The 26,349-nt window shown below is 37.4% G+C and carries 27 protein-coding genes, 1 riboswitch and 2 other annotated features; of the genes, 23 read left to right on the forward strand and 4 right to left on the reverse strand.

Annotated elements, in window-relative coordinates:
- The first annotated feature begins 159 nt into the window (after positions 1-159).
- Positions 160-480 carry a DMT family transporter gene (locus CD152_RS06035; RefSeq protein WP_101140219.1) on the forward strand — a complete coding sequence of 107 codons (321 nt, stop codon included), beginning with the start codon at positions 160-162 and terminating at the stop codon, positions 478-480.
- On the forward strand, positions 480-794 hold the full coding sequence (locus tag CD152_RS06040; RefSeq protein WP_101140324.1) for a DMT family transporter: 315 nt from the start codon (positions 480-482) through the stop codon (positions 792-794). The genes CD152_RS06035 and CD152_RS06040 overlap by 1 nt, the downstream gene beginning before the upstream one ends.
- Positions 795-829: 35 nt before the next feature.
- Here the strand turns inward: CD152_RS06040 and CD152_RS06045 are convergent, their stop codons facing one another.
- On the reverse strand, positions 830-1,531 hold the full coding sequence (locus tag CD152_RS06045) for an SGNH/GDSL hydrolase family protein (RefSeq protein WP_012657256.1): 702 nt from the start codon (positions 1,529-1,531) through the stop codon (positions 830-832).
- 123 nt (positions 1,532-1,654) lie between these two features.
- On the opposite strand from CD152_RS06045, the gene nrdR reads away from it, so the two are divergent.
- The 19 genes from nrdR to CD152_RS06140 all read left to right on the forward strand — a co-directional run bounded on the left by nrdR (position 1,655) and on the right by CD152_RS06140 (position 20,494).
- Positions 1,655-2,119, forward strand: a complete 465-nt coding sequence (nrdR, locus tag CD152_RS06050) for a transcriptional regulator NrdR (RefSeq protein WP_041636066.1) — start codon at positions 1,655-1,657, stop codon at positions 2,117-2,119.
- Between the two features lie 8 nt (positions 2,120-2,127).
- Complete coding sequence (locus CD152_RS06055; RefSeq protein ID WP_012657254.1) at positions 2,128-3,468, forward strand: replication initiation and membrane attachment family protein; 1,341 nt, start codon at positions 2,128-2,130, stop codon at positions 3,466-3,468.
- Positions 3,468-4,388 carry a primosomal protein DnaI gene (dnaI, locus tag CD152_RS06060; protein ID WP_041636065.1) on the forward strand — a complete coding sequence of 307 codons (921 nt, stop codon included), beginning with the start codon at positions 3,468-3,470 and terminating at the stop codon, positions 4,386-4,388. Before CD152_RS06055 ends, dnaI begins: the two co-directional genes overlap by 1 nt.
- A 64-nt stretch (positions 4,389-4,452) precedes the next feature.
- Positions 4,453-4,653 (forward strand) — a binding site (T-box leader).
- A gap of 48 nt (positions 4,654-4,701) precedes the next feature.
- Positions 4,702-6,630 (forward strand): threonine--tRNA ligase, encoded by a 1,929-nt coding sequence (gene thrS / locus CD152_RS06065; RefSeq protein WP_086038933.1) that lies wholly within the window; start codon positions 4,702-4,704, stop codon positions 6,628-6,630.
- Between the two features lie 52 nt (positions 6,631-6,682).
- Positions 6,683-6,856, forward strand: a riboswitch (Lysine riboswitch).
- Between the two features lie 125 nt (positions 6,857-6,981).
- Positions 6,982-8,427: an amino acid permease gene (locus tag CD152_RS06070; protein ID WP_231845606.1), complete on the forward strand. Its 1,446-nt coding sequence runs from the start codon at positions 6,982-6,984 to the stop codon at positions 8,425-8,427.
- Positions 8,428-8,458: 31 nt separating this feature from the next.
- Positions 8,459-8,583: a sequence feature (ribosomal protein L20 leader region), on the forward strand.
- A gap of 18 nt (positions 8,584-8,601) precedes the next feature.
- Positions 8,602-9,138, forward strand: a complete 537-nt coding sequence (gene infC, locus CD152_RS06075) for a translation initiation factor IF-3 (RefSeq protein WP_012657250.1) — start codon at positions 8,602-8,604, stop codon at positions 9,136-9,138.
- 12 nt (positions 9,139-9,150) lie between these two features.
- On the forward strand, positions 9,151-9,351 hold the full coding sequence (rpmI, locus tag CD152_RS06080) for a 50S ribosomal protein L35 (RefSeq protein ID WP_012657249.1): 201 nt from the start codon (positions 9,151-9,153) through the stop codon (positions 9,349-9,351).
- Between the two features lie 27 nt (positions 9,352-9,378).
- A complete protein-coding gene (rplT, locus tag CD152_RS06085; RefSeq protein ID WP_012657248.1) occupies positions 9,379-9,735 on the forward strand; it encodes a 50S ribosomal protein L20 in 357 nt (118 codons plus the stop codon).
- A 167-nt stretch (positions 9,736-9,902) separates the two neighbouring features.
- Complete coding sequence (locus tag CD152_RS06090) at positions 9,903-10,634, forward strand: sirohydrochlorin chelatase (RefSeq protein ID WP_103214509.1); 732 nt, start codon at positions 9,903-9,905, stop codon at positions 10,632-10,634.
- Positions 10,615-11,040, forward strand: coding sequence for a precorrin-2 dehydrogenase/sirohydrochlorin ferrochelatase family protein (locus CD152_RS06095; RefSeq protein WP_169926166.1), 426 nt, complete (start codon positions 10,615-10,617; stop codon positions 11,038-11,040). Before CD152_RS06090 ends, CD152_RS06095 begins: the two co-directional genes overlap by 20 nt.
- 26 nt (positions 11,041-11,066) lie before the next feature.
- Positions 11,067-13,469: a nitrite reductase large subunit NirB gene (gene nirB / locus CD152_RS06100; protein ID WP_101040043.1), complete on the forward strand. Its 2,403-nt coding sequence runs from the start codon at positions 11,067-11,069 to the stop codon at positions 13,467-13,469.
- A 2-nt stretch (positions 13,470-13,471) separates the two neighbouring features.
- Positions 13,472-13,783, forward strand: a complete 312-nt coding sequence (locus tag CD152_RS06105; RefSeq protein ID WP_101140228.1) for a nitrite reductase (NAD(P)H) small subunit — start codon at positions 13,472-13,474, stop codon at positions 13,781-13,783.
- A complete protein-coding gene (cobA, locus tag CD152_RS06110) occupies positions 13,774-14,778 on the forward strand; it encodes a uroporphyrinogen-III C-methyltransferase (protein WP_101140229.1) in 1,005 nt (334 codons plus the stop codon). The genes CD152_RS06105 and cobA overlap by 10 nt, the downstream gene beginning before the upstream one ends.
- Before the next feature lie 34 nt (positions 14,779-14,812).
- The gene (locus CD152_RS06115; RefSeq protein ID WP_101140230.1) at positions 14,813-15,058 is read left to right on the forward strand and encodes a hypothetical protein; all 246 of its coding nucleotides are present in this window, start codon (positions 14,813-14,815) and stop codon (positions 15,056-15,058) included.
- A 42-nt stretch (positions 15,059-15,100) separates the two neighbouring features.
- Positions 15,101-16,171, forward strand: a complete 1,071-nt coding sequence (locus CD152_RS06120; RefSeq protein ID WP_103214511.1) for a hypothetical protein — start codon at positions 15,101-15,103, stop codon at positions 16,169-16,171.
- Between the two features lie 226 nt (positions 16,172-16,397).
- Positions 16,398-17,030 (forward strand): MOSC domain-containing protein, encoded by a 633-nt coding sequence (locus tag CD152_RS06125; protein ID WP_101140232.1) that lies wholly within the window; start codon positions 16,398-16,400, stop codon positions 17,028-17,030.
- Positions 17,031-17,104: 74 nt separating this feature from the next.
- Positions 17,105-18,310: a DUF819 family protein gene (locus CD152_RS06130; protein WP_101140233.1), complete on the forward strand. Its 1,206-nt coding sequence runs from the start codon at positions 17,105-17,107 to the stop codon at positions 18,308-18,310.
- Positions 18,311-18,365: 55 nt separating this feature from the next.
- Entirely contained in the window at positions 18,366-19,430 is a 1,065-nt protein-coding gene (locus tag CD152_RS06135) for a M42 family metallopeptidase (protein WP_103214512.1), read from the forward strand.
- A 329-nt stretch (positions 19,431-19,759) separates the two neighbouring features.
- Complete coding sequence (locus CD152_RS06140) at positions 19,760-20,494, forward strand: class I SAM-dependent methyltransferase (protein ID WP_101140235.1); 735 nt, start codon at positions 19,760-19,762, stop codon at positions 20,492-20,494.
- A gap of 13 nt (positions 20,495-20,507) precedes the next feature.
- Here CD152_RS06140 and CD152_RS06145 read toward each other — a convergent pair whose 3' ends face one another.
- Positions 20,508-21,992 (reverse strand): potassium/proton antiporter, encoded by a 1,485-nt coding sequence (locus CD152_RS06145; RefSeq protein ID WP_313956544.1) that lies wholly within the window; start codon positions 21,990-21,992, stop codon positions 20,508-20,510.
- A 107-nt stretch (positions 21,993-22,099) separates the two neighbouring features.
- On the reverse strand, positions 22,100-23,740 hold the full coding sequence (locus CD152_RS06150) for an alpha-keto acid decarboxylase family protein (protein ID WP_101044498.1): 1,641 nt from the start codon (positions 23,738-23,740) through the stop codon (positions 22,100-22,102).
- Between the two features lie 133 nt (positions 23,741-23,873).
- On the opposite strand from CD152_RS06150, the gene CD152_RS06155 reads away from it, so the two are divergent.
- Together CD152_RS06155 and CD152_RS06160 are read left to right on the forward strand one after the other, a co-directional pair.
- Positions 23,874-24,314, forward strand: coding sequence for a MarR family winged helix-turn-helix transcriptional regulator (locus tag CD152_RS06155; protein WP_103214513.1), 441 nt, complete (start codon positions 23,874-23,876; stop codon positions 24,312-24,314).
- On the forward strand, positions 24,314-25,054 hold the full coding sequence (locus CD152_RS06160) for a TrmH family RNA methyltransferase (RefSeq protein WP_103214514.1): 741 nt from the start codon (positions 24,314-24,316) through the stop codon (positions 25,052-25,054). Before CD152_RS06155 ends, CD152_RS06160 begins: the two co-directional genes overlap by 1 nt.
- A gap of 184 nt (positions 25,055-25,238) precedes the next feature.
- On the opposite strand, the gene CD152_RS06165 is transcribed toward CD152_RS06160, so the two are convergent.
- Entirely contained in the window at positions 25,239-26,285 is a 1,047-nt protein-coding gene (locus CD152_RS06165) for an LPXTG cell wall anchor domain-containing protein (protein ID WP_086038921.1), read from the reverse strand.
- Positions 26,286-26,349 lie beyond the last annotated feature (64 nt).

The following is a 26,349-nucleotide window of genomic DNA, read 5'->3' on the forward strand; positions in this document are numbered from 1 at the left end:
GATATTTTGCTAATTTCTTTAAAATAACAATATTTTTCGAAGAAAAAAGACAAACTCACTTTTAGAATTGTGAGTTTGTCTTCAGTCTGTAACGCCGTCCAATTTAAATGGACGGCGTTTTATGTTATGTTATGTAAGTATTGAATCAAGGAGGTATTTATGAACTGGATAAAATTAATACTTGCAGCACTGTTTGAGACAGGTTGGGTGATAGGACTTGCACATGCCGACAGTGCGTTTGAATGGATGCTTACTTTAGTAAGTGTGACGTTCAGTTTTTATTTATTGCTTAATTCAACAAAGTATCTACCCGTAGGAACAGCTTACGCGATATTCGTCGGACTTGGGGCAACGCTTGTAACGATCGTTGATGTGGCGGTATATGAAGTGCCGCTTGGCTGGCCTAAAGTAGTCCTGATTACAATGCTTATCATAGGCGTTGTTGGGTTAAAGTTTGCTACTGAGGAGGAGAGCGTATGATGTACTGGATATTTCTTGTCGTTGCAGGCTTATGTGAGATGCTCGGTGTATTATGGATGAATATGTACAGTAAGTCTGGTAAGCGTCTTTATATTGTATTGCTGGTTATTACGTTTGCAATCAGTCTTTACTTCCTGTCCTTATCTTTAGCAGGGATAACGATGAGTACAGCGTATGCGATATGGACGGGTATTGGGGCTGTGGGCGGTACATTGCTCGGCATTATCTTTTACAATGAGTCAAAGCACCCGCTTAGAATTTTATGTATTGCCATTATTTTAGCATGCACAATTGGGCTTAAGTTATTAAATTAAGGAGAAACAGGTATGATGCCTATTTCTCCTTTTTATTAATTTTTTAATTGAATTGGATATGGCAAAGTATTGACGAGCGTGTCCGCCATCCTGTCATAACCGAGTACGTGAGGGTGGAGGCCGTCATCAGTAAGTTCATTGCGTAAGTAGTCGATATCTTCTTTAGTTTCAGTCATCACTGTATAGTAATCAATAAATTGTGCATCGTGTTTTATGCACAGCTGAGCTATTTCCAGGTTGATTGTCTGAACAAGTTTAGAACGTGTAATAAATCCATCGAGCTGTGGACGATTCGTTGAAGTGAGTGTTGCTACAGCAATATTAATATTCTTGTCTTTAGCCATGATAATCATCGCTTCAATATCTTCTAAAATACGGATCTTGATGTGTATCTGGTTGGATTCAGCTGGGTCATCATCTAGTTCTTTTGTGTTATTAATACCTATGGATAATACAATCCAGTCAGGTTTCAGCTGGATGGCATCTGCAGCAAAACGTTCACGTACCCACTGTGAACGATCATTACCGATACCGCGGTTAATAATACGTTTATCATTTTGTAACGTGAAATAACTATCAAGGTCCCAGTAATCTGTAATAGAATCTCCGATAAATACTATGCCGACTGGATCTTTATGGTAAAGAATCGTTTCATTTCTGCGGTTAAAACTTTCTCTCAGCTTATTTACAGGGTTTCCTTCTTCGCGTTTTTGCAGATGAATATAATGTGGTCTCATTTGTTCGCTCCTTTCTTTGGATTATTAGTAGATTATCCGATTGTAGTAAGTGTAAACTTAAATGTTTAGTAAATAAACATGATAATGTATAATTGAGAGATAAATATAAATGAGGTGAGTGTCTTGAAATGTCCAAAATGCAGCTTTAATCAATCGAAGGTCGTTGATTCAAGACATGCAGATGATATGAATGCAATCAGAAGACGTCGTGAATGCGAACAGTGTGGTACACGTTTCACAACGTTTGAACGGGTAGAACTGCAGCCTTTGATTGTCGTGAAAAAAGATGGAACAAGACAAGCCTTTAATCGTGATAAAATTGTACATGGTCTTGTGCGTGCATGTGAAAAACGTCCTGTTCCGTACGAATCTCTCGAACAGATTACGGATGCAGTGGAGAATACATTAAGAGAAAAAGGTCAGTCTGAGATTTCATCTGTTGATATCGGTGAAATTGTAATGGAGCACCTGATGCAGCTGGATCAAGTGTCTTACGTACGCTTTGCCTCGGTCTACAAAGAATTTAAAGACGTCGATCAGTTGCTCCGTACGATGAGTGATATACTCAATGAAAAGAATAAAAAGTAGGTGCAAAGATGGAGCGTTATTTTACTGAATTGAATGGAACTGATGAGTTTATCGTTATCAGCAACTATGTTGCAACACAAGTTACTGAAGATGTACTAACTACATTATATACACCCCTTATCGGAGTTGAATGTATTGGCGTCTATCAGTTTATGCGTCAGTTTCTCACAGGTTATGATCAGACAAGTGACGTCATCAATCATTATGTTATTTTAAGTGAACTAAAGATGAACTTAGCGCACTTTGAAGTAATACGTAAGCGTTTAGAAGCAATTGGACTACTGAAAACATATATGCGTATTGAAGATAATCAGAAGTTTGTCTATAAACTCATTGCACCCGTCATGCCATCTCAGTTCTTTAATGATCCGATGCTTTCTGTATTCTTGTTCCAGCAAGTAGGTAAGCCGAGGTATCAACAGCTAAAGTCCAGGTTCTGTAATGAAACGTTAAATCTAGATGGGTACCAAGATGTGTCAAGTAAGTATATGGATGTATTTGGTACACCGAAATCTCCGGAAAAGGCTATTTTTGAAGGAAATGAATATCTGGTAAAGCAGCATGAATCTTTCGGTATACCCGTTCACCAGCACACGTTTGATTTTGATCTACTGGAAATGCTGCTGGCGCAGAATTTAATCACAAAAAGTCAACTGCCGAAAGCGACGCGTAATCTAATCGTCCAGCTAGCGACATTGTACGATATCGCAGCACATGATATGCGTGGCATCATTTTGAAATCATTAACGAGTGACCAGCAAATTTCACATGAAGATTTACGTAAGAATGCCCGTGACTTCTATCAGATTGAACATGACGGGCAGTTACCGCAGTTAACACCGCAACAGGTAAGGGATGACACGCCAGAAACGAAACTGACCTGGTTTGAACTGATGGACACGACAAGTCCGATAGATATGCTTACTTCATTTAGTAAGTCTGAACCGACAATTAAACAAAAGCGAATGATTGAATCGATACTAGAACGCGAGCAACTGCCATTTGGTGTAATGAATATATTATTGCAGTATGTCATGTTTACAAATGATATGAAACTGCCCCAGAGTTATATCGAAGAGATTGCTTCAAACTGGAAGAAACAGAAGTTATCAAACAGTGAAGCAGCCTACAAGTATGTGAAATCATTTGAACAGAAAAAGCAGACGCAATTGAATAAAAAAGTAAAAAATTATAAAAAGAATAATACGGTACAAAGAGAACTGACGCCGAAATGGCTGCTTGAAGAACAACAGCCAGCAGTTAAAGAGGATACAGATAATATTGATCTGGAAAAGGAAAGACAGAAGTTATTAGAAGAATTAAATCAATCATGGGAGGAGGATAAATGATGAAACATATGGGTTCGATACTACATACGAACAGTGATATATTTAAACGTATTGAGGCAATAAAAGAAGAAACGATTAAAGAACCTGATATTAAGCAGTTTATTAAAGAAAATCATATAACAGATAAGATGATTGATAATGATTTATCTGTATTACAAGAATATAAAGATTCTTCAAAGATGTGCCATGCGTGCGAATCTTACAGTAAGTGTAAGAACTTTGTACCAGGACATACGCCTGAACTGTATGTTGAAAACAATAAAATTAAGATTAAGCATCTCCCTTGTCCGTCTAAACTCGCTCATGATGAAGCTCAGAAGATGAAACAGTTTATTACAGCAATCCACATGCCGAAGGACGTATTAAATGCAAAGCTTGCACAGATACATTTAGATGATAAGGCGCGTATCGATATCGTGCGTCAGGCAAACAGCATTTGTCGCGAGATCGCAAAGGGTAATGATACGAAAGGGATGTATATTCACGGTCCTTTCGGCACGGGTAAGTCATTTATACTAGGTGCGATTGCCAACGAACTGAAAGAACGCTATATTCATACGACGCTCCTGTATTTTCCTGAGTTTATTCGGGAACTTAAAAATGGTTTCAGTGATGGTACATATAACGAACGGCTTAACCGTGTGAAAAATACACCTGTACTTATGCTGGATGATATCGGCGCTGAAGATTTGACGCCATGGGTACGTGATGAAGTACTTGGGCCTATTCTTAACCACCGTATGATGAACAAGATGCCGACATTCTTTAGTTCAAATTTCGATTTCAAAGAATTATCCCATCATTTATCAATGACAAAGCAAGGTGCTGAACAGACGAAAGCAATGCGTATTATGGAGCGCATCGAGACATTAAGTGATGCTTATATGTTATCCGGGAAAAACTATAGACGCGAAAAATAAAATTTGAAAATATCGACGATATGTGTATAATATTAGGTAACAAACAACAAAAATGTTCGTCTATATGAATAACATCATAAGGATAAGACGATGATTCCTTAATTTATAGAGAGCTGATGGTGGTGAGAATCAGTATTTAAGATCATTTGTTACTCCCTTATGTTTATGGTAGTTAATCGCTATCCGGCTCAAGACCGTTATCTTATGTAGAGTTGCTGAGCAATCAGTAATTAGGGTGGTACCGCGAATAGACTTCGTCCCTTTTGGGAGGGGGTCTTTTTTTGTTGAAAAATAAAGAAGCGAGGCGTATACAATGAGTGAAATTCAAATTAAGTTTCCAGATGGTAATGTGAAGAGTTTTGAAAGTGGCGTTACAACTGAAGATATTGCAGGTTCAATCAGTCCTGGTTTGAGAAAGAAAGCTTTGGCCGGCAAGTTCAATGGTCAGATGGTAGATTTATCTACAGCGCTTGAAACTGATGGGGATATTGAAATTATTACGCCTGAGTCACCAGAAGGTATAGAAGTACTACGACATTCAACTGCTCATTTAATGGCACAGGCATTAAAACGTATGTATGGGGATGTGCACTTTGGTGTTGGTCCTGTTATCGAAGAAGGTTTCTATTATGACATTGATACAGAGCATAAGATTTCTAGTGAAGACCTACCTGAAATTGAAAAGACGATGCGACAAATTGTCGGAGAGAATATCAAGATTGAACGCCGTGTTGTCAGTCGTGAAGAAGCGAAGAAGATTTTCGCTGATGATCCATACAAGATGGAGCTAATTGATGCAATCCCTGAAGACGAGCATGTGACTATCTATTCGCAAGGAGAGTTTACAGATCTTTGTCGTGGTGTGCATGTACCTTCAACAGCTAAAATTAAGGAGTTCAAATTATTATCAACGGCTGGTGCGTATTGGAGAGGTGATGCAGATAACAAGATGCTGCAACGTATTTATGGTACTGCTTTCTTCGATAAAAAAGCGCTGAAAGAACATCTGAAGATTCTTGAAGAACGTAAAGAACGCGATCATCGTAAAATCGGTAAAGAGCTAGAGCTATTTACTACAAGTCAGCTTGTAGGTGCCGGGTTGCCTTTATGGTTACCAAACGGCGCAACAATTCGTCGTGAATTAGAGCGTTATATCGTGGATAAAGAAGTTGCACTTGGTTATGATCATGTGTATACACCTATTATGGGATCGGTTGATCTATATAAGACAAGTGGTCACTGGGATCATTATCAAGAAGATATGTTCCCTCCGATGGAAATGGAGAACGAAGCGCTTGTACTGCGCCCGATGAACTGTCCACACCATATGATGGTATATAAGAATAAACCACATTCATATCGTGAATTACCAATTCGTATCGCAGAGCTTGGTATGATGCATCGTTACGAAGCGAGTGGGGCAGTAAGCGGGTTACAGCGTGTACGTGGTATGACATTGAATGATGCGCATATATTTGTTCGTCCTGATCAGATTAAAGAAGAGTTTATTCGCGTCGTTCAACTTGTTATCGATGTGTATAAAGACTTTAAATTCAAGGAATATAAGTTCCGTCTAAGTTATCGTGATCCAGAAGATACTGAAAAGTACTTCCAGGATGATGAAATGTGGGAACGTGCACAATTGATGCTTAAAGAAGCGGTAGATGAAATGGGACTGGATTATGAGGAGGCACCAGGAGAAGCCGCATTCTATGGTCCTAAATTAGATGTTCAGGTTAAAACAGCTTTAGGTAAAGAGGAGACACTTTCAACTGTGCAGCTGGATTTCTTACTACCAGAACGATTTGATCTGGAATATATCGGTAGTGATGGTGAGAAGCATCGTCCAGTCGTAATTCACCGTGGTGTAATCTCTACCATGGAACGCTTCGTTGCTTTCCTGACTGAAGAGTATAAAGGAGCCTATCCGTTGTGGTTAGCACCAAATCAACTTGAGATTATTCCGGTTTCAAATGAGGTTCACTATGACTACGCACGTAAGCTTTATGATGAACTAAAATCACAAGGTGTCCGTTGTCATATCGATGACCGCGAAGAAAAGATGGGATACAAGATTCGAGAAGCTCAGATGCATAAAGTTCCTTATCAGGTTGTTGTAGGAGATAAAGAAATTGAGAATAACGAAGTGAACGTCCGTCAATACGGTAAAAAAGAATCTAAGACAATCGATCGTGATGATTTCATCTGGTCTATTGTAGATGAGATTCGTCTAAAAAAATAAGCTTGAAAAATTATGATAAGTAATGTATATTTATCATTAACTTAATATTCCTCGTTGAGGTAGAGGTCGCATTGTTTAAGAGTATACTGATGGATACGTCATACACGTAATTGAAACCAGTAGAAAGGAAACGATGCCGAAGAAGATAAGTGTATGAGCTTAAATTCTGGGCTGTTACTGAATAGGTAACAGACTGTCACACATATTGTGATGCGCTACTAAATGGTAAGAAGAATCATTTATGGATGCATACAATTGTGTGCATCCATTTTTATTTATAGAAGGGAAGTTATTACTTTGTCAGAAAGTACAAATCAAGTACAAAGAAAGTTGAAGCAGCGTCATATCTCTATGATTGCCATCGGTGGATGTATTGGTACAGGATTATTTATGACCAGTGGAGGGGCTATTCGTGATGCTGGGCCAGGGGGTGCGCTACTTGCATTTACAATTATCGGAATTATGGTGTTCTTCTTAATGACATCGCTTGGAGAAATGGCAACATATCTTCCGATTTCAGGAAGTTTCTCAACTTATGCAACACGATTTGTTGATCCGTCACTTGGATTTGCATTAGGCTGGAACTATTGGTTTAACTGGGTGATCACTGTTGCTGCTGACGTAAGTATTGCGGCGAGTGTTATTAAATACTGGGAACCCATGGATTTCTTACCCGGCTGGGCATGGAGTTTGGTGTTCTTAGCGATTATATTATTTTTGAACACATTATCAGTGCGCGTATATGGTGAAAGTGAGTATTGGTTCGCGATTGTTAAAGTTGCAACAGTTATATTATTTTTAGCAATCGGTCTACTGACAATCTTCGGGATTCTCGGTGGAGAATATTTAGGGTTTAAAAACTTTACAGCTGGTGATGCACCGTTTCTAGGTCATGGATTAACTGGAAGTTTCTTAACGATACTTGGTGTATTCTTAGTTGCAGGATTTAGTTTTCAAGGGACAGAGCTTGTAGGGATTACTGCAGGCGAGTCAGAAGAACCAGAAAAGACGATCCCGAAAGCAATCAAACAAGTATTCTGGAGAATATTAATTTTCTATGTACTATCTATTTTAGTGATCGGTTTAATTATTCCATATACAAATCCAAACTTAATGGGTGGCGATAGTGTTGCGAAGTCACCATTCACATTAGTGTTTGAAAATGCTGGACTTGCATTTGCAGCATCATTTATGAATGCTGTTATCTTAACGTCGATTCTCTCGGCAGGTAACAGTGGTATGTATGCCTCAACACGTATGTTATACGCAATGGGTAAAGATGGATTAGCATCTCGTAAATTTTCTGAAACCAATCAGAAAGGTGTTCCGATTCCGAGTTTATTAGCGACTTTCATAGTTGTGCTGATTATCTTCTTAGTTGAACGCGTGGCGAGTGGTGCATATGAATATATCGTTGCAGCAAGTGGATTAACTGGCTTTATCGCCTGGCTCGGTATCGCAATTAGTCACTATCGATTCCGCCGTGCATTTTATGCACAGAACAAAGATTTATCGGTATTGAAGTATAAAGCGATGTGGTTCCCATTCGGTCCAATCTTTGCATTCATACTATGCCTCTTTGTAATTGTCGGTCAAGATACGGATTTAATTTTAAATGGAAACTTTGACATGAATGGCTTTATGATTACATATATGGGAATCCCTATTTTCTTAGCATTTTTCTTCTATCATAAATTAAGATATAAAACAAAGAAGATTCCATTAGATAAAGTTGATCTATCACAAGATACAGATATGAGTGAATATGAAAAAATAGATGTTGACATTGATGCATAACCCTGTTATTATTAAGTCTGTTGAATACGAAACGGACAAGTAGAAGCATCCCGCTTCTCGCCCTGAAGACGCAATAGCAGTTACAGGGTTAAATAACATGGTTAGACATGTCTATTTTTTAGCGGGTGCATAATGCATTCGCTTTTTTGTTTGTCTTCGTAAATCATATAGGAGGTGTCAACCATAGCTAAAGATCAAACTCAAATCAATGACAGAATTCGCGCGAAAGAATTACGTTTAATTGGACATGATGGTGAACAACTTGGTGTTAAAACTAAGTTTGAAGCAATTGAAATTGCTGAACGCGTTAATCTTGATGTTGTTCTTGTTGCGCCAAACGCTAAACCACCCGTTGCCAAAATTATGGATTACGGTAAGTTTAAGTTTGAACAGCAGAAGAAAGAAAAAGAAGCACGCAAAAAGCAAAAAGTCGTTACAGTTAAAGAAATTCGTTTAAGTCCTACAATCGAAGATCATGACTTTAATACGAAACTTAAGAATGCACGTAAATTCTTAGAGAAAGAAGATAAAGTTAAAGTATCTATTCGTTTCCGTGGACGTGCTATTACGCACAAAGAATTCGGTCAACGCGTATTAGAGAAATTTGCAGAAGAATGCAAAGATCTTGCGACTGTTGAACAAAAACCAAAGATGGATGGACGCTCAATGTTCTTGATGTTAGCGCCTATCGTCGATAAAAAACAAAACTAGGAGGATAAAAACATGCCTAAAATGAAAACTCACCGTGGTGGAGCAAAACGTGTTAAAAGAACTGGTTCAGGGAAATTAAAACGTTCAAGAGCTTACACTTCACATTTATTCGCTAACAAATCAACAAAACAAAAACGTGGATTACGTAAAGCATCTTTAGTTTCTAAAGGTGACCAAAAACGCGTAGCACAAATGTTAACGTACGTAAAATAATAATAGGAATTTTAAGGAGGAATTATAATGCCACGAGTTAAAGGTGGAACAGTAACACGCGCCCGTCGTAAAAAAACGATTAAATTAGCTAAAGGTTACTTTGGTTCTAAACATACATTATATAAAGTAGCAAAACAACAAGTAATGAAGTCAGGTCAATATGCATATCGTGACCGTCGTCAAAAGAAACGTGAATTCCGTAAATTATGGATCGCGCGTATCAATGCAGCAGCGCGTCAACATGATATCAGCTACAGCCGTTTAATGAACGGATTAAAAGTTGCTGGCATCGATGTTAACCGTAAAATGTTATCAGAGATTGCTATCTCTGACGAAAAAGCATTTGCTGAGTTAGTAAACCAAGCGAAAGCAGCTTTAAAATAATAGTATTTGAAACCGTTCCATGATGATATTTCATCATGGAACGGTTTTTTTGTTTTTTCTTGCAAAATAAATTATATAGGGAAATCCCTATTCATTTGTTTATGTGAACATATTCACAACTGAATAAGCTATAATGTAAATGTATCTTATATAGAGGGGGTTCATCCATGAAAGGAATCATATATATTGCGCATGGATCAAAGATGCCTGATAAAAATCAACTTTTTAGAGAATTTGTAGATAATATAATATCAAAGCGACCTGAAACAGTACAGGAGTTAGCTTTTCTCGAAAAAGATGACGAGAATGTACCAATTATTACACGCCGTATGGTAGATGCAGGTGTTACAGAATTTTTAGTGATGCCGATGCTCCTATTTCCAGCAATGCATGCGAGAGAAGATATTCCGGCACAGCTTGATGAAGTGTTGAAGGACTATCCTCATATAACTTATCGTATAGCAGATTGTTTCGGTGATGAACCGAGCGTGTACAAGGTGTGTGAGCGCATCATTTCAGAATTTGATGATGAAATAATACTGATTACAGCACATGGTAATAAGCGATTCGCTGAACCAGACGAACGTCTTATTGCGATGGTAAATACGATGCAGCAGACGTCAGAACAAAATTTAGTACCGGCAATGTTGTATGGGGAATTAAGCTTTGAAGAAAAGCTGAAGTCTATGGATAAGACCAAGAAGATTATCATTATGCCATATTTCTTATTCGATGGTCATCTCGTGCGTAAGGTTAAAGGACTGAGTCAGCCTTTCGTTGAGGCGGGATACGATATATCTTTTACTGAAACATTGGATTTAGATTTTAATATGGCGCAAGGCGTATTAAATAAGCTCAATGAACTTGAGGAGGATGCACATGTATCCAGTCATGCTTAACTTAGAAGGTAAAAAGATTCTTATTGTAGGCGGTGGCAGAATTGCAAAACGCAAAGTAAACGGTTTACAAGGTGAAGGAGCATATATTACTGTCCTGGCACCAGAGATAGATGCTGAAATAAAGGCGAAGGATGTTGAATGTATTCAGCACCCATTTGCAAAACAGGATATCAGTCAATATGACCTCGTGTTTATTGCAACAAATGATGAATTTGTTAATATGCAGGTCATGGAATGTGTGCATGATAATCAGCTTGTTAATGATTGTTCGAATAAAAGCAACTCGAATTTCTTTAATGTAGCCTCTTTTAGACATAATGATATGCGAATTATGATTTCAAGCGATGGTGCAAGCCCGGAAAAAAGTAAAGTACTCAAACAGAAAATTAAAGATTTATTAAAATAAACGATTGAATTGAAGAGGAGAAAAAAATGAAACAAAAATTAGTGATGATTGGTAATGGTATGGCAGGAATTCGTACGATCGAAGAGATTTTAGAGCGCAATCCAGATCTTTTTGAAATAACAGTTATCGGTGAAGAACCATATCCGAATTATAACCGTATTATGCTATCAAATATTTTACAGAAGAAGATGGATATTCAGGAAACGATTCTAAATGATTATGAATGGTATAAAGAACATGGCATCACATTGATCAATGATGATAAAGCTGAAACAATCGACAGAGCAAATAAGACAGTAACAACGAAAAAAGGCATTACAGTTTCATATGATAAACTCATCATTGCTACAGGATCAACTGCTTTCATGTTACCGATTGATGGTGTGAAACTTGAAGGTGTTATCGGCTGGAGAACGATTAAAGATACAGAATACATCATTGAACAAGCGCGTCATTACAAAAAAGCTGTGGTCATCGGTGGTGGGTTGCTTGGATTAGAATGTGCACGCGGATTATTAGACCAGGGCATGGATGTTACTGTTGTACATTTAGGTGAATGGTTAATGGAAATGCAGTTAGATCGTAAAGCAGGAGAAATGTTAAAAGCTGATTTAGAGAAACAAGGTATGAAGTTTAAACTACAAGGCAACACACAGGAAATTATCGGTAAAGACCGTGTTGAAGCGATTCGTTTGAGTGATGGTTCAGTGATTGAAACAGATTTAGTTGTAATGGCTGTTGGTATTCGTCCGGTAACAAAACAAGCACGAGCTGCTGAACTTGAAATCGGTCGTGGTATTGTTGTTAATGATTTTATGCAGACAAGTGATCCGGATGTATACGCGGTTGGTGAATGTGCTGAACATAACTCAAAGGTTTATGGTTTAGTAGCACCACTTTACGAACAAGGTAAGGTATTAGCAGACCATATCACAGGCAATCCAACAGATGGATATCACGGATCAACTACATTTACGTCACTTAAAGTATCTGGCTGTGATCTATTTTCTGCCGGTAAGATTTACGAAGGTGAAAAGACACGCGGTATTGAAGTATTTAACGGTTTAGATAACGTCTATAAAAAAGTGTTCGTAGAAGAAGGGAAAGTTGTTGGGGCTGTACTTTACGGAGATACTGAAGAAGGTAACCGTTTCTACAATATGATGAAAAAAGAAGAAGCCATTGAGGAATTCACATTAGTATCTTTATTACACAAAGCTGGTGAAGTTGATGCAATCAGTGTTGAAACAATGGCAGACGATGAAACGATTTGTGGATGTAACGGTATTTCTAAAGGACAGATTGTAAAAGCAGTACACGAAAAAGGATTAACGACCGTAGCTGAAGTTACAGCACATACTAAAGCTGGTGGATCATGTGGTAAATGTAAAGGACAAATCGCTGATTTACTCGTTCATACATTAGGTGATAAATTTGAAGCGGGCGGACCAACTGGAATTTGTGGATGTACTGATCTTTCACGTGACCAGATTGTAACGCAAATTCGTGCAAAAGGTTTAAAAACGTCTAAAGAAGTACGTCACGTATTAGGATTTAAAAACTTAGGTGGATGTCCAAAATGTCGTCCGGCAGTCAACTATTACTTGAATATGTGCTGGCCACATGAGCACGAAGATGAAAAAGATTCACGTTATGCAAATGAACGTTTCCATGCGAACATTCAAAATGATGGTACTTTCTCTGTCATTCCACAGATGCAGGGTGGGGTAACAAATCCTGATCAGTTAATTAAATTAGGTGAAGTTGCGAAGAAATATGATGTACCGTTAGTGAAGATCACTGGTGCACAGCGTATCGGTTTATATGGTATTAAAAAAGAAGAATTACCTCAAGTGTGGGAAGATCTAGGCATGCGTTCAGCATCTGCTTACGGTAAAAAACTACGTTCTGTTAAATCATGTGTCGGTAAAGAATTCTGTCGATTTGGTACACAGTTAACGACACAACTTGCAATTCGTCTTGAATCAACCTTTGAATATATCGATACACCTCATAAATTTAAAATCGGGGTATCAGGTTGTCCGCGTAGCTGTGTAGAATCTGGTGTGAAAGATTTCGGTGTTATCGGCGTTGAGAATGGCTTCCAGATCTTTGTTGGCGGTAACGGTGGTACGGAAGTTAAAGCAGCAACATTACTTACAACTGTAGCAACTGAAGACGATGTGATTCAATTATGTGGTGCGATGATGCAATACTACCGAGAAACAGGTATCTATGGTGAACGTACTGCACCATGGATGGAGCGTTTAGGATTCGACCAGGTGAAAGATGTATTACTTGATGAAGCGAAACAAAAAGAATTATTTGAACGTTTAATGGATGCTAATAAAGCACGTCAGGAAGAGCCGTGGAAAGCGATTGCATCAGACGAAGAGAAACGAAAAATGTATGAAGTGGAGCGCGTATAGTCATGGAAAAAATCAAATTATTCAATGTATCTGAACTAGAACCTCAAATCGGTAAGAAAGCATTTGTTAAAGATGAAGAAATCGGTATTTTCTTATTAGAATCTGGAGAGATTAAAGCAATCGGAAATCGTTGCCCTCATAAAAATGGTCCTTTAACAGAAGGTACGGTAAGTGAACATTACGTATTCTGTCCGCTGCATGACAGAAAGATTGATTTAAATGATGGCCAGGTGCAGGCACCTGATGAAGCTGACGGCTGTGTTGAAACTTATAAAATAGAAGTTGAAGATGGTGTACTTTATATATGGATCTAGGTAAAGTTTACTTTATCGGTGCAGGACCAGGTGATCCTGGTCTTGTTACTTATAAGGCAATACGTAAAATCGAGCAGGCAGATGTGATTATATATGATCGTCTTGTAAATCCAATATTACTGCAGCTCAGCAAGCGCGACTGCAAACTGATATACGTTGGTAAGAATCCTGACGTAAAATATAAGAAGCAGGATGAAATCAATACAATCATTAATCATTGTGTGCAGCAGTATAAGACTATTGTCCGTCTAAAAGGTGGGGACCCAGGTATATTCGGTCGCCTGACTGAAGAAGTAGAAAGTCTGGACGACCATACGCCATACGAGATTGTTCCAGGGATTACAAGCGCATCAGCTGCAGCGCTCTATTCAGGCTTCCCACTGACGGACCGTGCATATTCACCGCATGTTACGTTTTCAACGGGTCATCTGCAAAAAGACAGCGTCAGAGAAATTGATTTTGAAGCACTCGCGAAAGGTGGAACACTTGCACTGTATATGGGGATGAAAGCATTACCTGAAATCGTAGAAGTACTATCTAAAAATGAAGCTCATCTAAAAATAGCAGTAATTGGACATGCAAGTTATGGCTTCCAGAAGACGGTTACAGGAGATTTAACAAATATTATCCAGAAAGTTCAGGAAGAAGAGGTTACACATCCGGCAATGATTATTATTGGTGACGTTGTGAACTGCAGAAAAGGGATATCATGGTTTGAATCCCTACCTGAATTTAATGAAGCCCATCTCTATATAAGTACAGATGAAATCAATAAGCATGAACTTATCGAACGATTTGAGCAAGGTGGATTTTATTACGCAATCGACCAGATGAATGACGCATTGGTACAGGAAAAGTACAGAAACGTACATGTTGATGTATTAAGCGAAAGAACTTTTACGCAAGTATTTGCATTCAGTACTCAAGCGCTACAATTATTTGAAGAAACGTATGGCATACAATTTGATCGCAACATCATTAATATTAAAGGCTGAAGCAGTTCAGCCTTTTTATACATAGGAGCAATATATGACAATTACTAAATCAATAATTCACCAAGTGATTCTAAATTTAAATGAAACAGAGCACCTCTATTTAACATTGCTCGCCGCAAACGGCAACCGTATCAATAAAGATAATATACAGACGGAATATGTATTACCTAACTTAGTTGAAGCAGGACTGATTGAAGCAAGTAGGGGTAAAATCTTTGAAATTCCAAATGAACTGATCAACTATTATAATGAACTGCACTTAAATAGTGAACATGAATGAATTGAAACACCGACTGATGAAGAAACTGCATATGAAAGTGATATGCTAAAAGCCAATCTCGAACAATATCAATCACAGCTTGAAATTGAAACAAAAATTCATACGATGATTGATAACTGGTCGAACAAAGATTTGAAGACACATTTACAAACATTAAGTGATGAAGATATCATCGGGATTGTACGCTTTTATCAGTTAGAAGAAAAATCAGATAAAAATTCAAATATTAACACGATTCATCAGGCATTCTTTAAAGACTTCACGATGATTCAGAAGATGATGAAGTATATGGACTTTGAGCTGCAACTGAATATTGAGAATGCATTGCAGTTCGGCTATGACAATTTCACGTATACGAAAGGGGCAACGAGAGAAATCTTTGCGTTCAGTCATGATTTTAATGAGATCCTCTTCGTACCGAAAGATGTGCTTGAACATTTTAAAAAATTGAAAGCATCAGGCATAATTAATCCGGAAATCGAGAAGATTAAGTTTTACCGTGGAATGATGAACCTATACGGATTTGTACGTCTGGATTTTATGCAGCAAGTGTATAAGAAAGTATATGGCAAGGATATTTCGACTGATGACATCAAGCAGGACATAACGACCTACTTTCCAAATCTCGTACTGAATATTAAAGGCAACTGGGTGAAACATGAAATATATTCACATCAGCAGATGGATTTAGATGTAATGTTCAGTAATATGGAATACTATACACCAGTGAACGCTCAGCAAATCTATAAATATGTACAGAACTCACATGTAGAGAATAATAAATTAAAAGAAGACTTAAAGACAGAATTGAAGCACAATATGAAAGGTGAACATATTTATCCGCAGCAAGTAGAAGCACTGTTCAACGAAATTATAGAGACATTTCGTGTGACAGATAGCTTTGAAACAGCATTTGAATTTGTCGCAGATCTTGGTGCAAGACAGATGATCTCTATAGTACCGACAGAGAACTTAACGAAGTTGTTAAAGACGATGTACACAGAAGTAAGGTTATGGCGTATCGGTGGACATAAAGTTATCGAAATGCCGGAATATCGTCAGCAGAAGAAGTCACGCGTTGTGTCATATAAGAAACGTAAGAAAAAAAGATAGTTAACGATAGAAACCGAAACATAAAGATATTATTATGTTTCGGTTTTATGTTGATTTATTATTGAACTAAAGCTTGCGCATTACTTTGATCTTTTTAATTATACCGTGTTCAGTAAAAAGAAATTAAATTTATATCAACAGCTACTCATTTGAGTAGCTGATTTTTAATTTACTTATTTAATCGATAATAATACACTTGAAATAACACAATTGAAGAGGTGAGGACATGCAGTATGAAGTGAAAAGAATTTGTATCGGTGGTATAGAAAAGATTGATGTAAACGGTAAAGAGAAGAAAACTGCTTATTATAAATATCCTATTGAGAATGCAGTACGACTCACTGTTACGGGATTTGTCGGAGATCAACATGTCTATAAAGGTCATGGTGGTGTAAATAAAGCGGTCTGTTTATATGATTATAATGATTATGATTTATGGTCAGATTACATGGATATAGATACAGAATTTAGTTTGTTCGGTGAGAATATTACGACTGTTGGACTAGATAAAGATACGATTTGTATTGGCGATACGTTTAAACTTGGAGAGGCACTTATTCAAGTGACTGAAGGACGTGGACCATGTAATACGATTGCACAGGTTCATAATGTACCGAATATTGTAAAGATGATGGCTGCAAGTCGAGCAACAGGGTGTTACTTTAGAGTACTTGATGAAGGTATGGTAGTACCTGATAGTCAGTTAGAGCTTGTGAAAAAAGATGAAATAGGATTTACATTACATGAGTTTAATGAATTAGTATACGGTGATAAGAAGAACAAAGCTTTGATTGAAAAAGCATTAAAAGTTGATGCTTTACCTGCTGAACATAAAGAAAAGTTTGCGAAACGTTTATAATAAATGATTACCTCTTCAATAATATAGAATATTCTGATAAATTAGAAGTATAATATTTATTGTGGAGGTTAACAATGAAAACACTTTTTGCAGCAGATGATGTAATGACGTTATGGGCAATCATCGTAATATTCAGCAGTCTAAGTATATATCTCGAGCTAAAATATAAATGGGCTGCAAAAGTTTCAGGGGCTATTATCGCCTTAATTTTTGCACTGTTACTATCAAATTTTAAAGTTATTCCAACAGAGTCCGTTGTTTATGATCAAGTATGGGGATTTGTTATTCCGTTAGCTTTACCATTATTGTTATTTCAAATTGATATTAAGGCAATATGGAAAGAAAGTGGCCGATTGCTGGGTATATTTTTATTAAGTTCAGTAGGAACGGTAGCTGGAACTTTTGTGGCATTCTTTTTATTAAAGGAGCATATTCCTTATTTGGATAAACTGAGTGCGATGATGAGTGCGAGCTATATTGGGGGTGGTGTGAACTTTGCAGCGATGGCATTAAAGTTTAATCCACCTAAAGACGTAATATCAGCTGCAGTAGTTGCAGATAATTTAATGACAGCGATATTTATCTTGACTTTAATGGCAATTCCTACAGTACAATTCTTTAGAAAGAAGTATAGTACACCACATATTGATGAGGTAGAAGGGGTGCATATTGAAGGACAGAGAGATTATTTCAGTCGTAAAGAAATTTCGTTGCTCGATCTTGCATTAAATTTCGGTGCAGCTTTCTTTATTGTAGCTGTATCATTTAAACTATCAGCATTTATGACGAATATATTACCGGAAGCTGGAGGGAATATACTATATGAAATGTTTACAGGGATTGTGACAGATAAGTATCTCATCTTAACGACGTTTACATTTGTTTTGTTATTATCTTTCCCTAATTTCTTTAAACAATTAAATGGAAGTAATGAATTTGGAACATTTCTTATTTATCTCTTCTTCTTCGTATTAGGCATTCCAGCTTCAATTCCTTTAATTATTCAGACAGCACCATTGCTATTATTATTTGTGTTTATTATTGCGATGCTGAATCTCGTTATAAGTCTAATTGGCGGTAAGTTAATAGGTGCAGATTTAGAGGAAATATTATTGGCAAGCAATGCAAATATAGGGGGGCCGACGACTGCTGCAGCATTAGCGATTGCTAAAGGATGGCATAAATTAATTGGACCGATACTTGTTGTGGGTACGCTAGGGTATATTATTGGGAATTATATCGGAACAGCGATGGGTATATTTTTAGAACAATATATGTAATAATATCCTATAATGACATAAAATATAAGTTTACTGTGGAACGGGAGATGTATTTATGGACAAGCAATTAGCACTACTTAAACAAATGACCGACTGTAATGCACCAGCTGGATTTGAACTGCCGATGACAAAGCTGATGCAGGAACTATTTAATGAAGAAAGTATAGAAACGGTGCAGGATAATACAGGAGGTATATTTGGGGTTAAAAAGATGGCTTCAAACCATTCAATAATGTTACTGGGCCATTTAGATGAAATTGGCTTCATGGTAACAGAAATTACTGAAGATGGATTTATTAAATTTACGAATTTAGGCAGCTGGTCTGGAACTGTAATGACAAGTCAGAAGGTTACGATTTTAACGCAACAAGGGGAAGTGCGAGGTGTCATCGGTAGTAAACCACCGCATGTCTTACCACAAGCAGAACGTAACAAAGTTGATCCAGATGCGATGTTTATCGATATCGGTACAGATAACCGTAAAGAGACATTGGATGCAGGTGTACGTGTTGGCGATCCAATCACCCCATATTCAGAGTTTGAAGTAATGGCAAACCCGAACTATTTACTTGCGAAAGCATTTGATAACCGCTTTGGATGTGCTGCAGCATACGAAGTCATTAAAGCAGTTGATAATCATGTTACTTTATATGTAGGCGCTGTAACGCAGGAAGAGACATTATCTCGTGGTGCAATCACTGCAGCAAATAAGATACGTCCGAGCCTGGCAATAGCTATTGATGTATGTATATGTTCAAAGACACCGGGTATGGAGAACGCCGGGCAAACTAAGATGGGAGAAGGCCCTGTAATTTTGTTATCAGACGCCTGGAATATCGGACATGTATCCTTTAGACGATATGTTGAACAGGTGGCAGAGGAGAATGGTATTAAATATCAAATCGATCATCTTACAGGAGGATATACGGACGCAGGACACGTTGCAGTGAGTAATAACGGTGTGCCAGCGATTACAATATCTGTGCCAACACGTTATATCCATAGTAATGTTTCGATGATGCACCGTGAAGATTACAATGATGCAGTGAAATTGCTTAAGAAAGTTGTAGAGAGTCTTGATGATGAAACTGTGGAACGAATTATTAAGCAGGAGATTTAGGAAATGTTATATAGATGGCGAATTACTGGAAAGTACGCCACCTAAAGCGTTGAGAGCGTGAGATTCGAGATGTATGTGTCGAACTATGTTTAAGTACGACATCTAGAATGAGGTGGACGGAGTAAATGATGTTGTATGTGTCGGACTATGTTGAAGTACGCCACATAGAGCATTGATGCATTGTGAATTATGTTGCAGGTGACGAACTATTAAGAAGTACGCCACCTAAAGCGTGGAGACTGTGAGATTTACGTTGTAAATGCCGAACTATCTTAAAGTACGTCATCTACGAAACGTACTGTATTCCTTACACTAAGAGGAGATTCAATATGCATAATATATACGATAACGACGACTTCTTTAATCGTTATAAAGAAGTCAGATTAAATCCAACGAGTTATAACGAAATGATAGAAGTACCGAGGATCAAAGAACTCCTGCCGAATCTGTATAATAAGACAATACTCGATATCGGTTGTGGAATGGGACAGCTCGTCCAGTATATGCTTGAGCAGTCGCCGATTCAGATCACGGGCATCGATATTTCTAGCAACATGATACAGAAAGCAAAGGAAAATATACAGGATCAGCATGTTACTTTCTTAAATAATGATTTTATGGAATTTGATTCTGTCGCGGATTATGATGTTATCGTTTCATCCCTTGCATTTCACTATATCGAAGATTATAAAGGTGCTGTTCAAAAGGTTTATAATCATTTGAAGCGAGATGGGGTGTTTATTTTCTCATGTGAGCATCCTGTAGCAACTGCAACGCGTTCAGATGATTTGTGGTCACATGTGCCTGATATGTATGATCATTATAAGCTAGATCATTACTTCGAAAGTGGTATGCGTAGTACAAGATGGTTGCAGCAGGACGTAATAAAATATCACAGAACAATGGAAGAGTTGTTGAATACGTTGCTTGATACAGGTTTTAAACTTGAGCGTATCGTTGAAACAGGTAATACTGAACTTTCCCATGAGCATATGAGTCATGTTGATATCGAAAAAATTAATCATCGTCCGTCATTTGTCATCTTTAAAGTGGTGAAGCAATAATAAAACGCCTTGTCTATTTGACAGGGCGTTCTTTTTTCGCTTTTAATTTTGCAAGTTCTTTCTGAATGTTCAGATGCAGTTTCTTACTTGCGATGATATATAATATGTCGTTTGTCTGTATCTCAAAATTACCATCAGGCACGTATAACTTGTCGTTTCTCACAACCGCATTAATATTGGATTGTCTCGGTAGACCAAGTTCATGTATTTTTTTATTTGCCCAGGGTGATCCTGACTTTACAAGGTATTCACGTATATCAACTTCTGTAACTTCACTTGCAACCATATCAAAGTGGTAAGGACTTGTATGTGCCTCTCCTTTATTAAGTCCGAGTTTATTCGCAAGAGGGACAAGCGTCATACCTTGTAGTAATGCGCTTAGTAATACGACAAAGAAGACGACGTTAAAGATAATTTCTGAATTTTCAACTTCTGCTAACAGTGCATATGTTGCAAGAATAATTGGTACTGCACCCCGTAATCCTGCCCATGAGATAAAGGTAAGTTCTTTCTTCGAGAGATCCGTCCAGAAGAGCGTCAGCCAGACACTTATAGGCCTTGCCACAAACATCAGGACGATTGCGATGAGTAATCCTTGAATCATTATGCCTGGCAGGTGACTAGGGAATACAAGTAATCCTAATAGTATAAACATTGTCATCTGAGCCATCCATGCAAAACTTTCGCCGAATCTGATGATATTTGCACGATAGCTGAGCGGATGGTTACCTAAATATAATGCAAAGACATATACAGCAAGGAGTCCACTGACTTTCAGTGGAGAAGATAGTCCGTATGTAAGAAAGGCTAAAGTAAGTGCAAGGATAGGATAGAGTCCAGTCGCTTCAAGCTCTACAAAGTTTATGAGTTTCACTGTAATATATCCGATGAGCAGGCCAAGTAATGCGCCACCTATCATTTGCCATACAAATAGTAGTGCACTTGTTAGCAATGATGCATCTGGCATTGTTAGTAGATTGATCATCGTAACGGTTAAAAATAAGGCCATAGGGTCATTTGTTCCAGATTCAACCTCAAGTATGCTTTTAATCTTCTGTTTAATTTGCTTGTTACCAAGAATACTGAATACAGCGGCAGCATCCGTAGATCCGACAATGGCTCCAAATAACAGCCCCTGTTTCCAGGATAGATCTAATATAAAGACTGTTGCTACACCTACAATGAAACTTGTAATGAGAACACCGATGGTTGCTAGTATAGATGCATAAGAGATTGCATTTTTCACCGTTAATTTAGTTGTTTGAATACCACCATCAAACAAAATGATGACAAGGGCGATTGTTCCAATAAGTTGTGCGAGGAAAGCATTATCAAACATAATGAATGAATTCAGTGCCATACCTACAGCGAGAAAGACGATTAATGAGGGAAGTCCGAGTTTACTGGATAATGTTGTGGTCATGACTGCAGTAAAAAGTAGCAAACCAAGAATTAAAATAATAATTTCAGTATTAATGAGATCACTCCTAAATGATATTTCCTAATAATTATATCAAAAATTCAAATTATTATGAAATATCATTTACTATAAAAGATATAAAAGAGCCAGGAGCAACGTAACGTGTCCTGGCTACAATAAATATATTATTTGTTCGCATCAGAGAAAGCTTTTGCGATATCGATTAATTTCTTCGGAGCATCTTCTACAGCCATATGTACTTCGATAAAGTGCATATGGTCTTTGTCTGCTTTCACGCTATCCATAACTGTCTTTAATTCATTTGAAGTCTTCGCATCGTGGACCTTAACCGTATCTTTACCACCAAATACTTCTGGTAACTGTTTGTAGTTCCACATCTGGATGTCATTGTATGGTTCTTCCATACCATGTATCAGACGTTCAACAGTATAGCCATCGTTATTGATTACGAAGATAATCGGCTTAATGTCTTTTCTGATCATTGTAGATAGTGCCTGAACAGTTAATTGCAATGAACCGTCACCGATAAGCAGAATATTACGTCTATGCATATCAGCAAGCTGAGATCCTAATAGAGATGGGAATGTATAGCCGATTGATCCCCATAACGGCTGGCCGATAAATTGATTCCCTTTATATAAAGATAGATCATAAGCACCAAAGAATGATGTGCCTTGCTCTGCAAGTAAAATATCATCTTTTTCTAAGAATGCATTCATCATTTTGAAGTAGTTGCTTTGTGTTAAGGGTGCGTCGTTCAACTCATATTTCATATCCGAACGTTGATATGATGGGTAGTGTGTTTCATTCTTGTAGTCGATACTATTCAGTCCGTTTACAAGATCAATCAGCGAGACATTATCGCTTATAACATCCTCAGCTTTAAAGTCATTATGGTTAATATAGATAATATTATTAGTATCGAATTTGTATGAGAAACCTGCTGTTGCAGAATCTGTCAGTTTTGCACCTATATTTAAGATGACATCTGCATTATCCACATACTCACGCACGTTTTCTTTAGCGATCTTACCGTCATAAATCCCTAGGTAATGTTCATTTTCTTCATTAAATGCAGATTTGCCAAGAGAAAGCTGTGCAACAGGTATATTCGTTTGATTTACGAACTGCTCTAGCTGTTCATGTAGTTTAAAGCTGTTGATCTCATGTCCCGCTATAATTACAGGTTGTTTTGCAGACATGAGTTTCTTCTCTACTGCCTGGATATATGCATCGACATTTTGTGATTCATGTGTATACACTTTAGGTGCATGGGGAATTTCAATTTCTGTCAAAGCAACATCTATCGGTAGGTGGATGTGCACAGGACGCTTTTCTTTGAGTGCGCAATGAATCACGCGGTCAATTTCATCCACTGCATTGTCTACAGAAAGTATTGTTGTCGTCGCAGTGATATGTGCATACATTTTTGAATAGGAATCGAAAATACCTTCACCAAGTGAATGGTGGACGTAGCGACCCTCTTGTTGAGCGACAGATGAAGGACCGCCCGAAATTTTTATGACAGGCACACGTTCAGCATAACTTCCAGCAATCCCGTTTACTGCACTTAGTTCTCCTACGCCAAATGTTGTACTTACTGCTGCAAGTCCGTTAACTCTCGCATAGCCGTCAGCAGCATAGGCTGCATTGAGTTCATTTGTATTGCCTACCCACTCTACATTATCATGACGAATGATATCGTCAAGGAACGCTAAAGTAAAATCTCCCGGTACCCCAAAAATTTTATCGACACCGTTAACATGAAGTGCATCGATTAAGTATTGACCGATTCTTTGTTTCATATCTCTCATCCTTTCGTGATTAACAATTTAAATATATAGTTAAAATAACATTAAGTCAACTAAATTGACCTATTTGTTGTAATCTTATTTTTTCTCTGTATAATATAAGTAATACGTTGAAGGGATAGAGACAATGTATCAGGATAAAGACTATGAACATATGTTATTTTACTTTGCATATAAGACGTTTATTGGAGCAGCAGATGAAATTATTGAACAGCATGGCATGTTAAGACAGCATCATCGATTTCTGTTTTTTATATGTAAAAAACCAGGTATCACCGTTAAAGAATTGCTGACAGTACTTGAGATTTCTAAGCAAGGTTCACAAAGTACACTGAAAGTATTAAAAGAAAAATCGCTGATTACTGAACAACCATCACCCCAGGATAAACGTCTGAAAGAACTCTATCCTACTGAACAAGGGATACAGCTGATAGATACGTTAAACGCAGCACAGCGTCATCTATTTGAAACAACATTTAAAGTTGCCGGCGACCGGTGGGTTGAGGTGATGGAATCATTAGCAGAAATGAGACCAGGATTCTCATTGATAAAGGAAGAGGGACAATAATGGAAATAATTGAATCGATACAAAACCAGAAGATCAAACAGATAGCTAAACTGCATAACAGGAAAGATAGAAAGAAAATGCAGCAGTTTATAATTGAAGGAGAACATCTCGTTGAAGAGGCGGTGAACAGTAATATTGATATTGAAATGATCCTTACTGTTAATCCGGATAGATTGACAGAAGCTATGGTTGCAGGGAGCAAACAACAGTATGAAATCACTTTCAAAGTTGCTGAGAAGTTATCTCAGACAGAAGCGCCTCAAGGAATATACGCCGTATGCAATATGAAGGATGGGAAAGACACTGAACTGAACCGTGTTATTTATTTAGACCGTATTCAGGATCCTGGGAACGTTGGAACCATTATTCGTACAGCTGATGCAGCAGGATTGGACGCCGTCATTATAGCAAAAGGGACTGTTGATATTTATAACGACAAAGTTCTGCGTGCATCTCAAGGTAGTGTGTTTCATATACCGGTCATTGAGATGGATTTTGATGAAGTAAGCTCGAAGTTTAACGGTACAATCTATGGTACGAGCTTAGAAGAGGCACGTGATTATAAAGAAGTGATACCAAGTGATAATTTTATGATTGTATTAGGAAATGAAGGACAAGGTGTGAACCCTGAAATACTATCTGCTACAGATGAAAATTTATATATACCCATTTATGGTAGAGCTGAAAGTTTGAACGTTGCCGTTTGTGCAGGAATATTGATGTATCATTTTGTGAAGTAGAACCGGATAATCGGTTCTATTTTTTTTATTGCAATTAAATGGGTTGTAAATTAATTTTGAAGTGATTAATAAAGTGAGAAAACGTAATAGTGAGATTGTCATAGTAAAAGTTTCTCGTAAAAATGCTTTTCTTTTTTTACAGTAATAAAACACATCAATCTAATGATGTGTTTTATTATTTGAGCTATTTTCTTTTGCGTGAACGATATAGTATCAATGCACCAACAATGAGTACAACAACTGCAGCAGCCATCAATGGTTTACTAGCTGCTTCGCCTGATTCAGGTAGCGTGTTTGTACTTGATGTCATGCTCATAGGTTCTGCTTTTACAGGAGCTGATAAATTGTCGACAAATCCATTAGCAAGCGAGTCCTTAATATCATTATTTCCAAGTTTATTATTGAGCGTAGCGAGTTTTTGATTTCCTTCCTGAAGATGGTTGTGAAGGAGGTCGAAAACTTTTCCGTTATATTCATGCTGTGTAAATTGGCCGGCATCTTTTAAAGCTGAGAGATCATTCAATCTTGATTGATATTTCTGAGTAAGCTCATCTATGTTAAAATCATGTGCCAGTAGGTCATCAAAGTTAAAATGTAAGCGATCTGTCTGATTCAGATAGTTGCTTAATGTCTCATTAAGTATTTCAAGTACTTTGGTTTTATATTCTAATTCGCTGATTTCCTGTTTATACTTTAAGGTTTCTAATTTTAATAGTGTATCGATATTTTCTTTATTCAACCATTTATCAGAAAGAGAGATTGCTTTCCCGTCTATTTCAGGTGCAATATTATTTGTATTGATGTGTTGTTTCTCAGCAGTGCTCTTTTGGGCATCGTCTAAAGGCACTGTGGTACTATTTTTAGGTGCTTCGTTAAAGTTTGCTGCACTTTCTGATGATTTAACTTCCTGAAGTTGAGTTGAAATGGCATCACGTACTTTTGCTGAGTCATCTCTTAAGGTTTGAATCTCTTCTTTTTTTGTGTTAGCTTCCTCAGTTATTGTATCGCGCACATTTTCTGCATTATCTCTTAGGTTTTGAATCTCTTCTTTTTTTGCATTAGCTTCCTCGGTTATTGTCTTAACACTATCCTTAATTTCGTTTTTACTTGATTCGATCTGTGGCTTAATTGAATCAATTTTGGAAGTTACGGATGTATCAGCAAATGCTTGTGCAGGAACGATAAAGAAAGAAGTTGCAAATACCATCGTCAAAAATTTTTTATTTTTCATGATAAGACTCCTTAGTTAATATATTTTAGTATAATAAATAATAATAAGGTACTTAATATAAATG

Origin of the sequence: Macrococcoides caseolyticum (assembly GCF_002902665.1) — a bacterium.
Taxonomy (GTDB): domain Bacteria; phylum Bacillota; class Bacilli; order Staphylococcales; family Staphylococcaceae; genus Macrococcoides; species Macrococcoides caseolyticum.

What these genes read in the sequence shown, in the direction of transcription:
- CD152_RS06035 (WP_101140219.1), top strand. Translation starts at nt 160, where the DNA reads ATGAACTGGATAAAATTAATACTTGCAGCACTGTTTGAGACAGGTTGG.
- CD152_RS06040 (WP_101140324.1), top strand. Translation starts at nt 480, where the DNA reads ATGTACTGGATATTTCTTGTCGTTGCAGGCTTATGTGAGATGCTCGGT.
- CD152_RS06045 (WP_012657256.1), bottom strand. Translation starts at nt 1,531, where the DNA reads ATGAGACCACATTATATTCATCTGCAAAAACGCGAAGAAGGAAACCCT.
- CD152_RS06055 (WP_012657254.1), top strand. Translation starts at nt 2,128, where the DNA reads ATGGAGCGTTATTTTACTGAATTGAATGGAACTGATGAGTTTATCGTT.
- dnaI (WP_041636065.1), top strand. Translation starts at nt 3,468, where the DNA reads ATGAAACATATGGGTTCGATACTACATACGAACAGTGATATATTTAAA.
- thrS (WP_086038933.1), top strand. Translation starts at nt 4,702, where the DNA reads ATGAGTGAAATTCAAATTAAGTTTCCAGATGGTAATGTGAAGAGTTTT.
- CD152_RS06070 (WP_231845606.1), top strand. Translation starts at nt 6,982, where the DNA reads ATGATTGCCATCGGTGGATGTATTGGTACAGGATTATTTATGACCAGT.
- rpmI (WP_012657249.1), top strand. Translation starts at nt 9,151, where the DNA reads ATGCCTAAAATGAAAACTCACCGTGGTGGAGCAAAACGTGTTAAAAGA.
- rplT (WP_012657248.1), top strand. Translation starts at nt 9,379, where the DNA reads ATGCCACGAGTTAAAGGTGGAACAGTAACACGCGCCCGTCGTAAAAAA.
- CD152_RS06090 (WP_103214509.1), top strand. Translation starts at nt 9,903, where the DNA reads ATGAAAGGAATCATATATATTGCGCATGGATCAAAGATGCCTGATAAA.
- CD152_RS06095 (WP_169926166.1), top strand. Translation starts at nt 10,615, where the DNA reads ATGTATCCAGTCATGCTTAACTTAGAAGGTAAAAAGATTCTTATTGTA.
- nirB (WP_101040043.1), top strand. Translation starts at nt 11,067, where the DNA reads ATGAAACAAAAATTAGTGATGATTGGTAATGGTATGGCAGGAATTCGT.
- CD152_RS06105 (WP_101140228.1), top strand. Translation starts at nt 13,472, where the DNA reads ATGGAAAAAATCAAATTATTCAATGTATCTGAACTAGAACCTCAAATC.
- cobA (WP_101140229.1), top strand. Translation starts at nt 13,774, where the DNA reads ATGGATCTAGGTAAAGTTTACTTTATCGGTGCAGGACCAGGTGATCCT.
- CD152_RS06115 (WP_101140230.1), top strand. Translation starts at nt 14,813, where the DNA reads ATGACAATTACTAAATCAATAATTCACCAAGTGATTCTAAATTTAAAT.
- CD152_RS06120 (WP_103214511.1), top strand. Translation starts at nt 15,101, where the DNA reads ATGCTAAAAGCCAATCTCGAACAATATCAATCACAGCTTGAAATTGAA.
- CD152_RS06125 (WP_101140232.1), top strand. Translation starts at nt 16,398, where the DNA reads ATGCAGTATGAAGTGAAAAGAATTTGTATCGGTGGTATAGAAAAGATT.
- CD152_RS06130 (WP_101140233.1), top strand. Translation starts at nt 17,105, where the DNA reads ATGAAAACACTTTTTGCAGCAGATGATGTAATGACGTTATGGGCAATC.
- CD152_RS06135 (WP_103214512.1), top strand. Translation starts at nt 18,366, where the DNA reads ATGGACAAGCAATTAGCACTACTTAAACAAATGACCGACTGTAATGCA.
- CD152_RS06140 (WP_101140235.1), top strand. Translation starts at nt 19,760, where the DNA reads ATGCATAATATATACGATAACGACGACTTCTTTAATCGTTATAAAGAA.
- CD152_RS06150 (WP_101044498.1), bottom strand. Translation starts at nt 23,740, where the DNA reads ATGAAACAAAGAATCGGTCAATACTTAATCGATGCACTTCATGTTAAC.
- CD152_RS06155 (WP_103214513.1), top strand. Translation starts at nt 23,874, where the DNA reads ATGTATCAGGATAAAGACTATGAACATATGTTATTTTACTTTGCATAT.
- CD152_RS06160 (WP_103214514.1), top strand. Translation starts at nt 24,314, where the DNA reads ATGGAAATAATTGAATCGATACAAAACCAGAAGATCAAACAGATAGCT.
- CD152_RS06165 (WP_086038921.1), bottom strand. Translation starts at nt 26,285, where the DNA reads ATGAAAAATAAAAAATTTTTGACGATGGTATTTGCAACTTCTTTCTTT.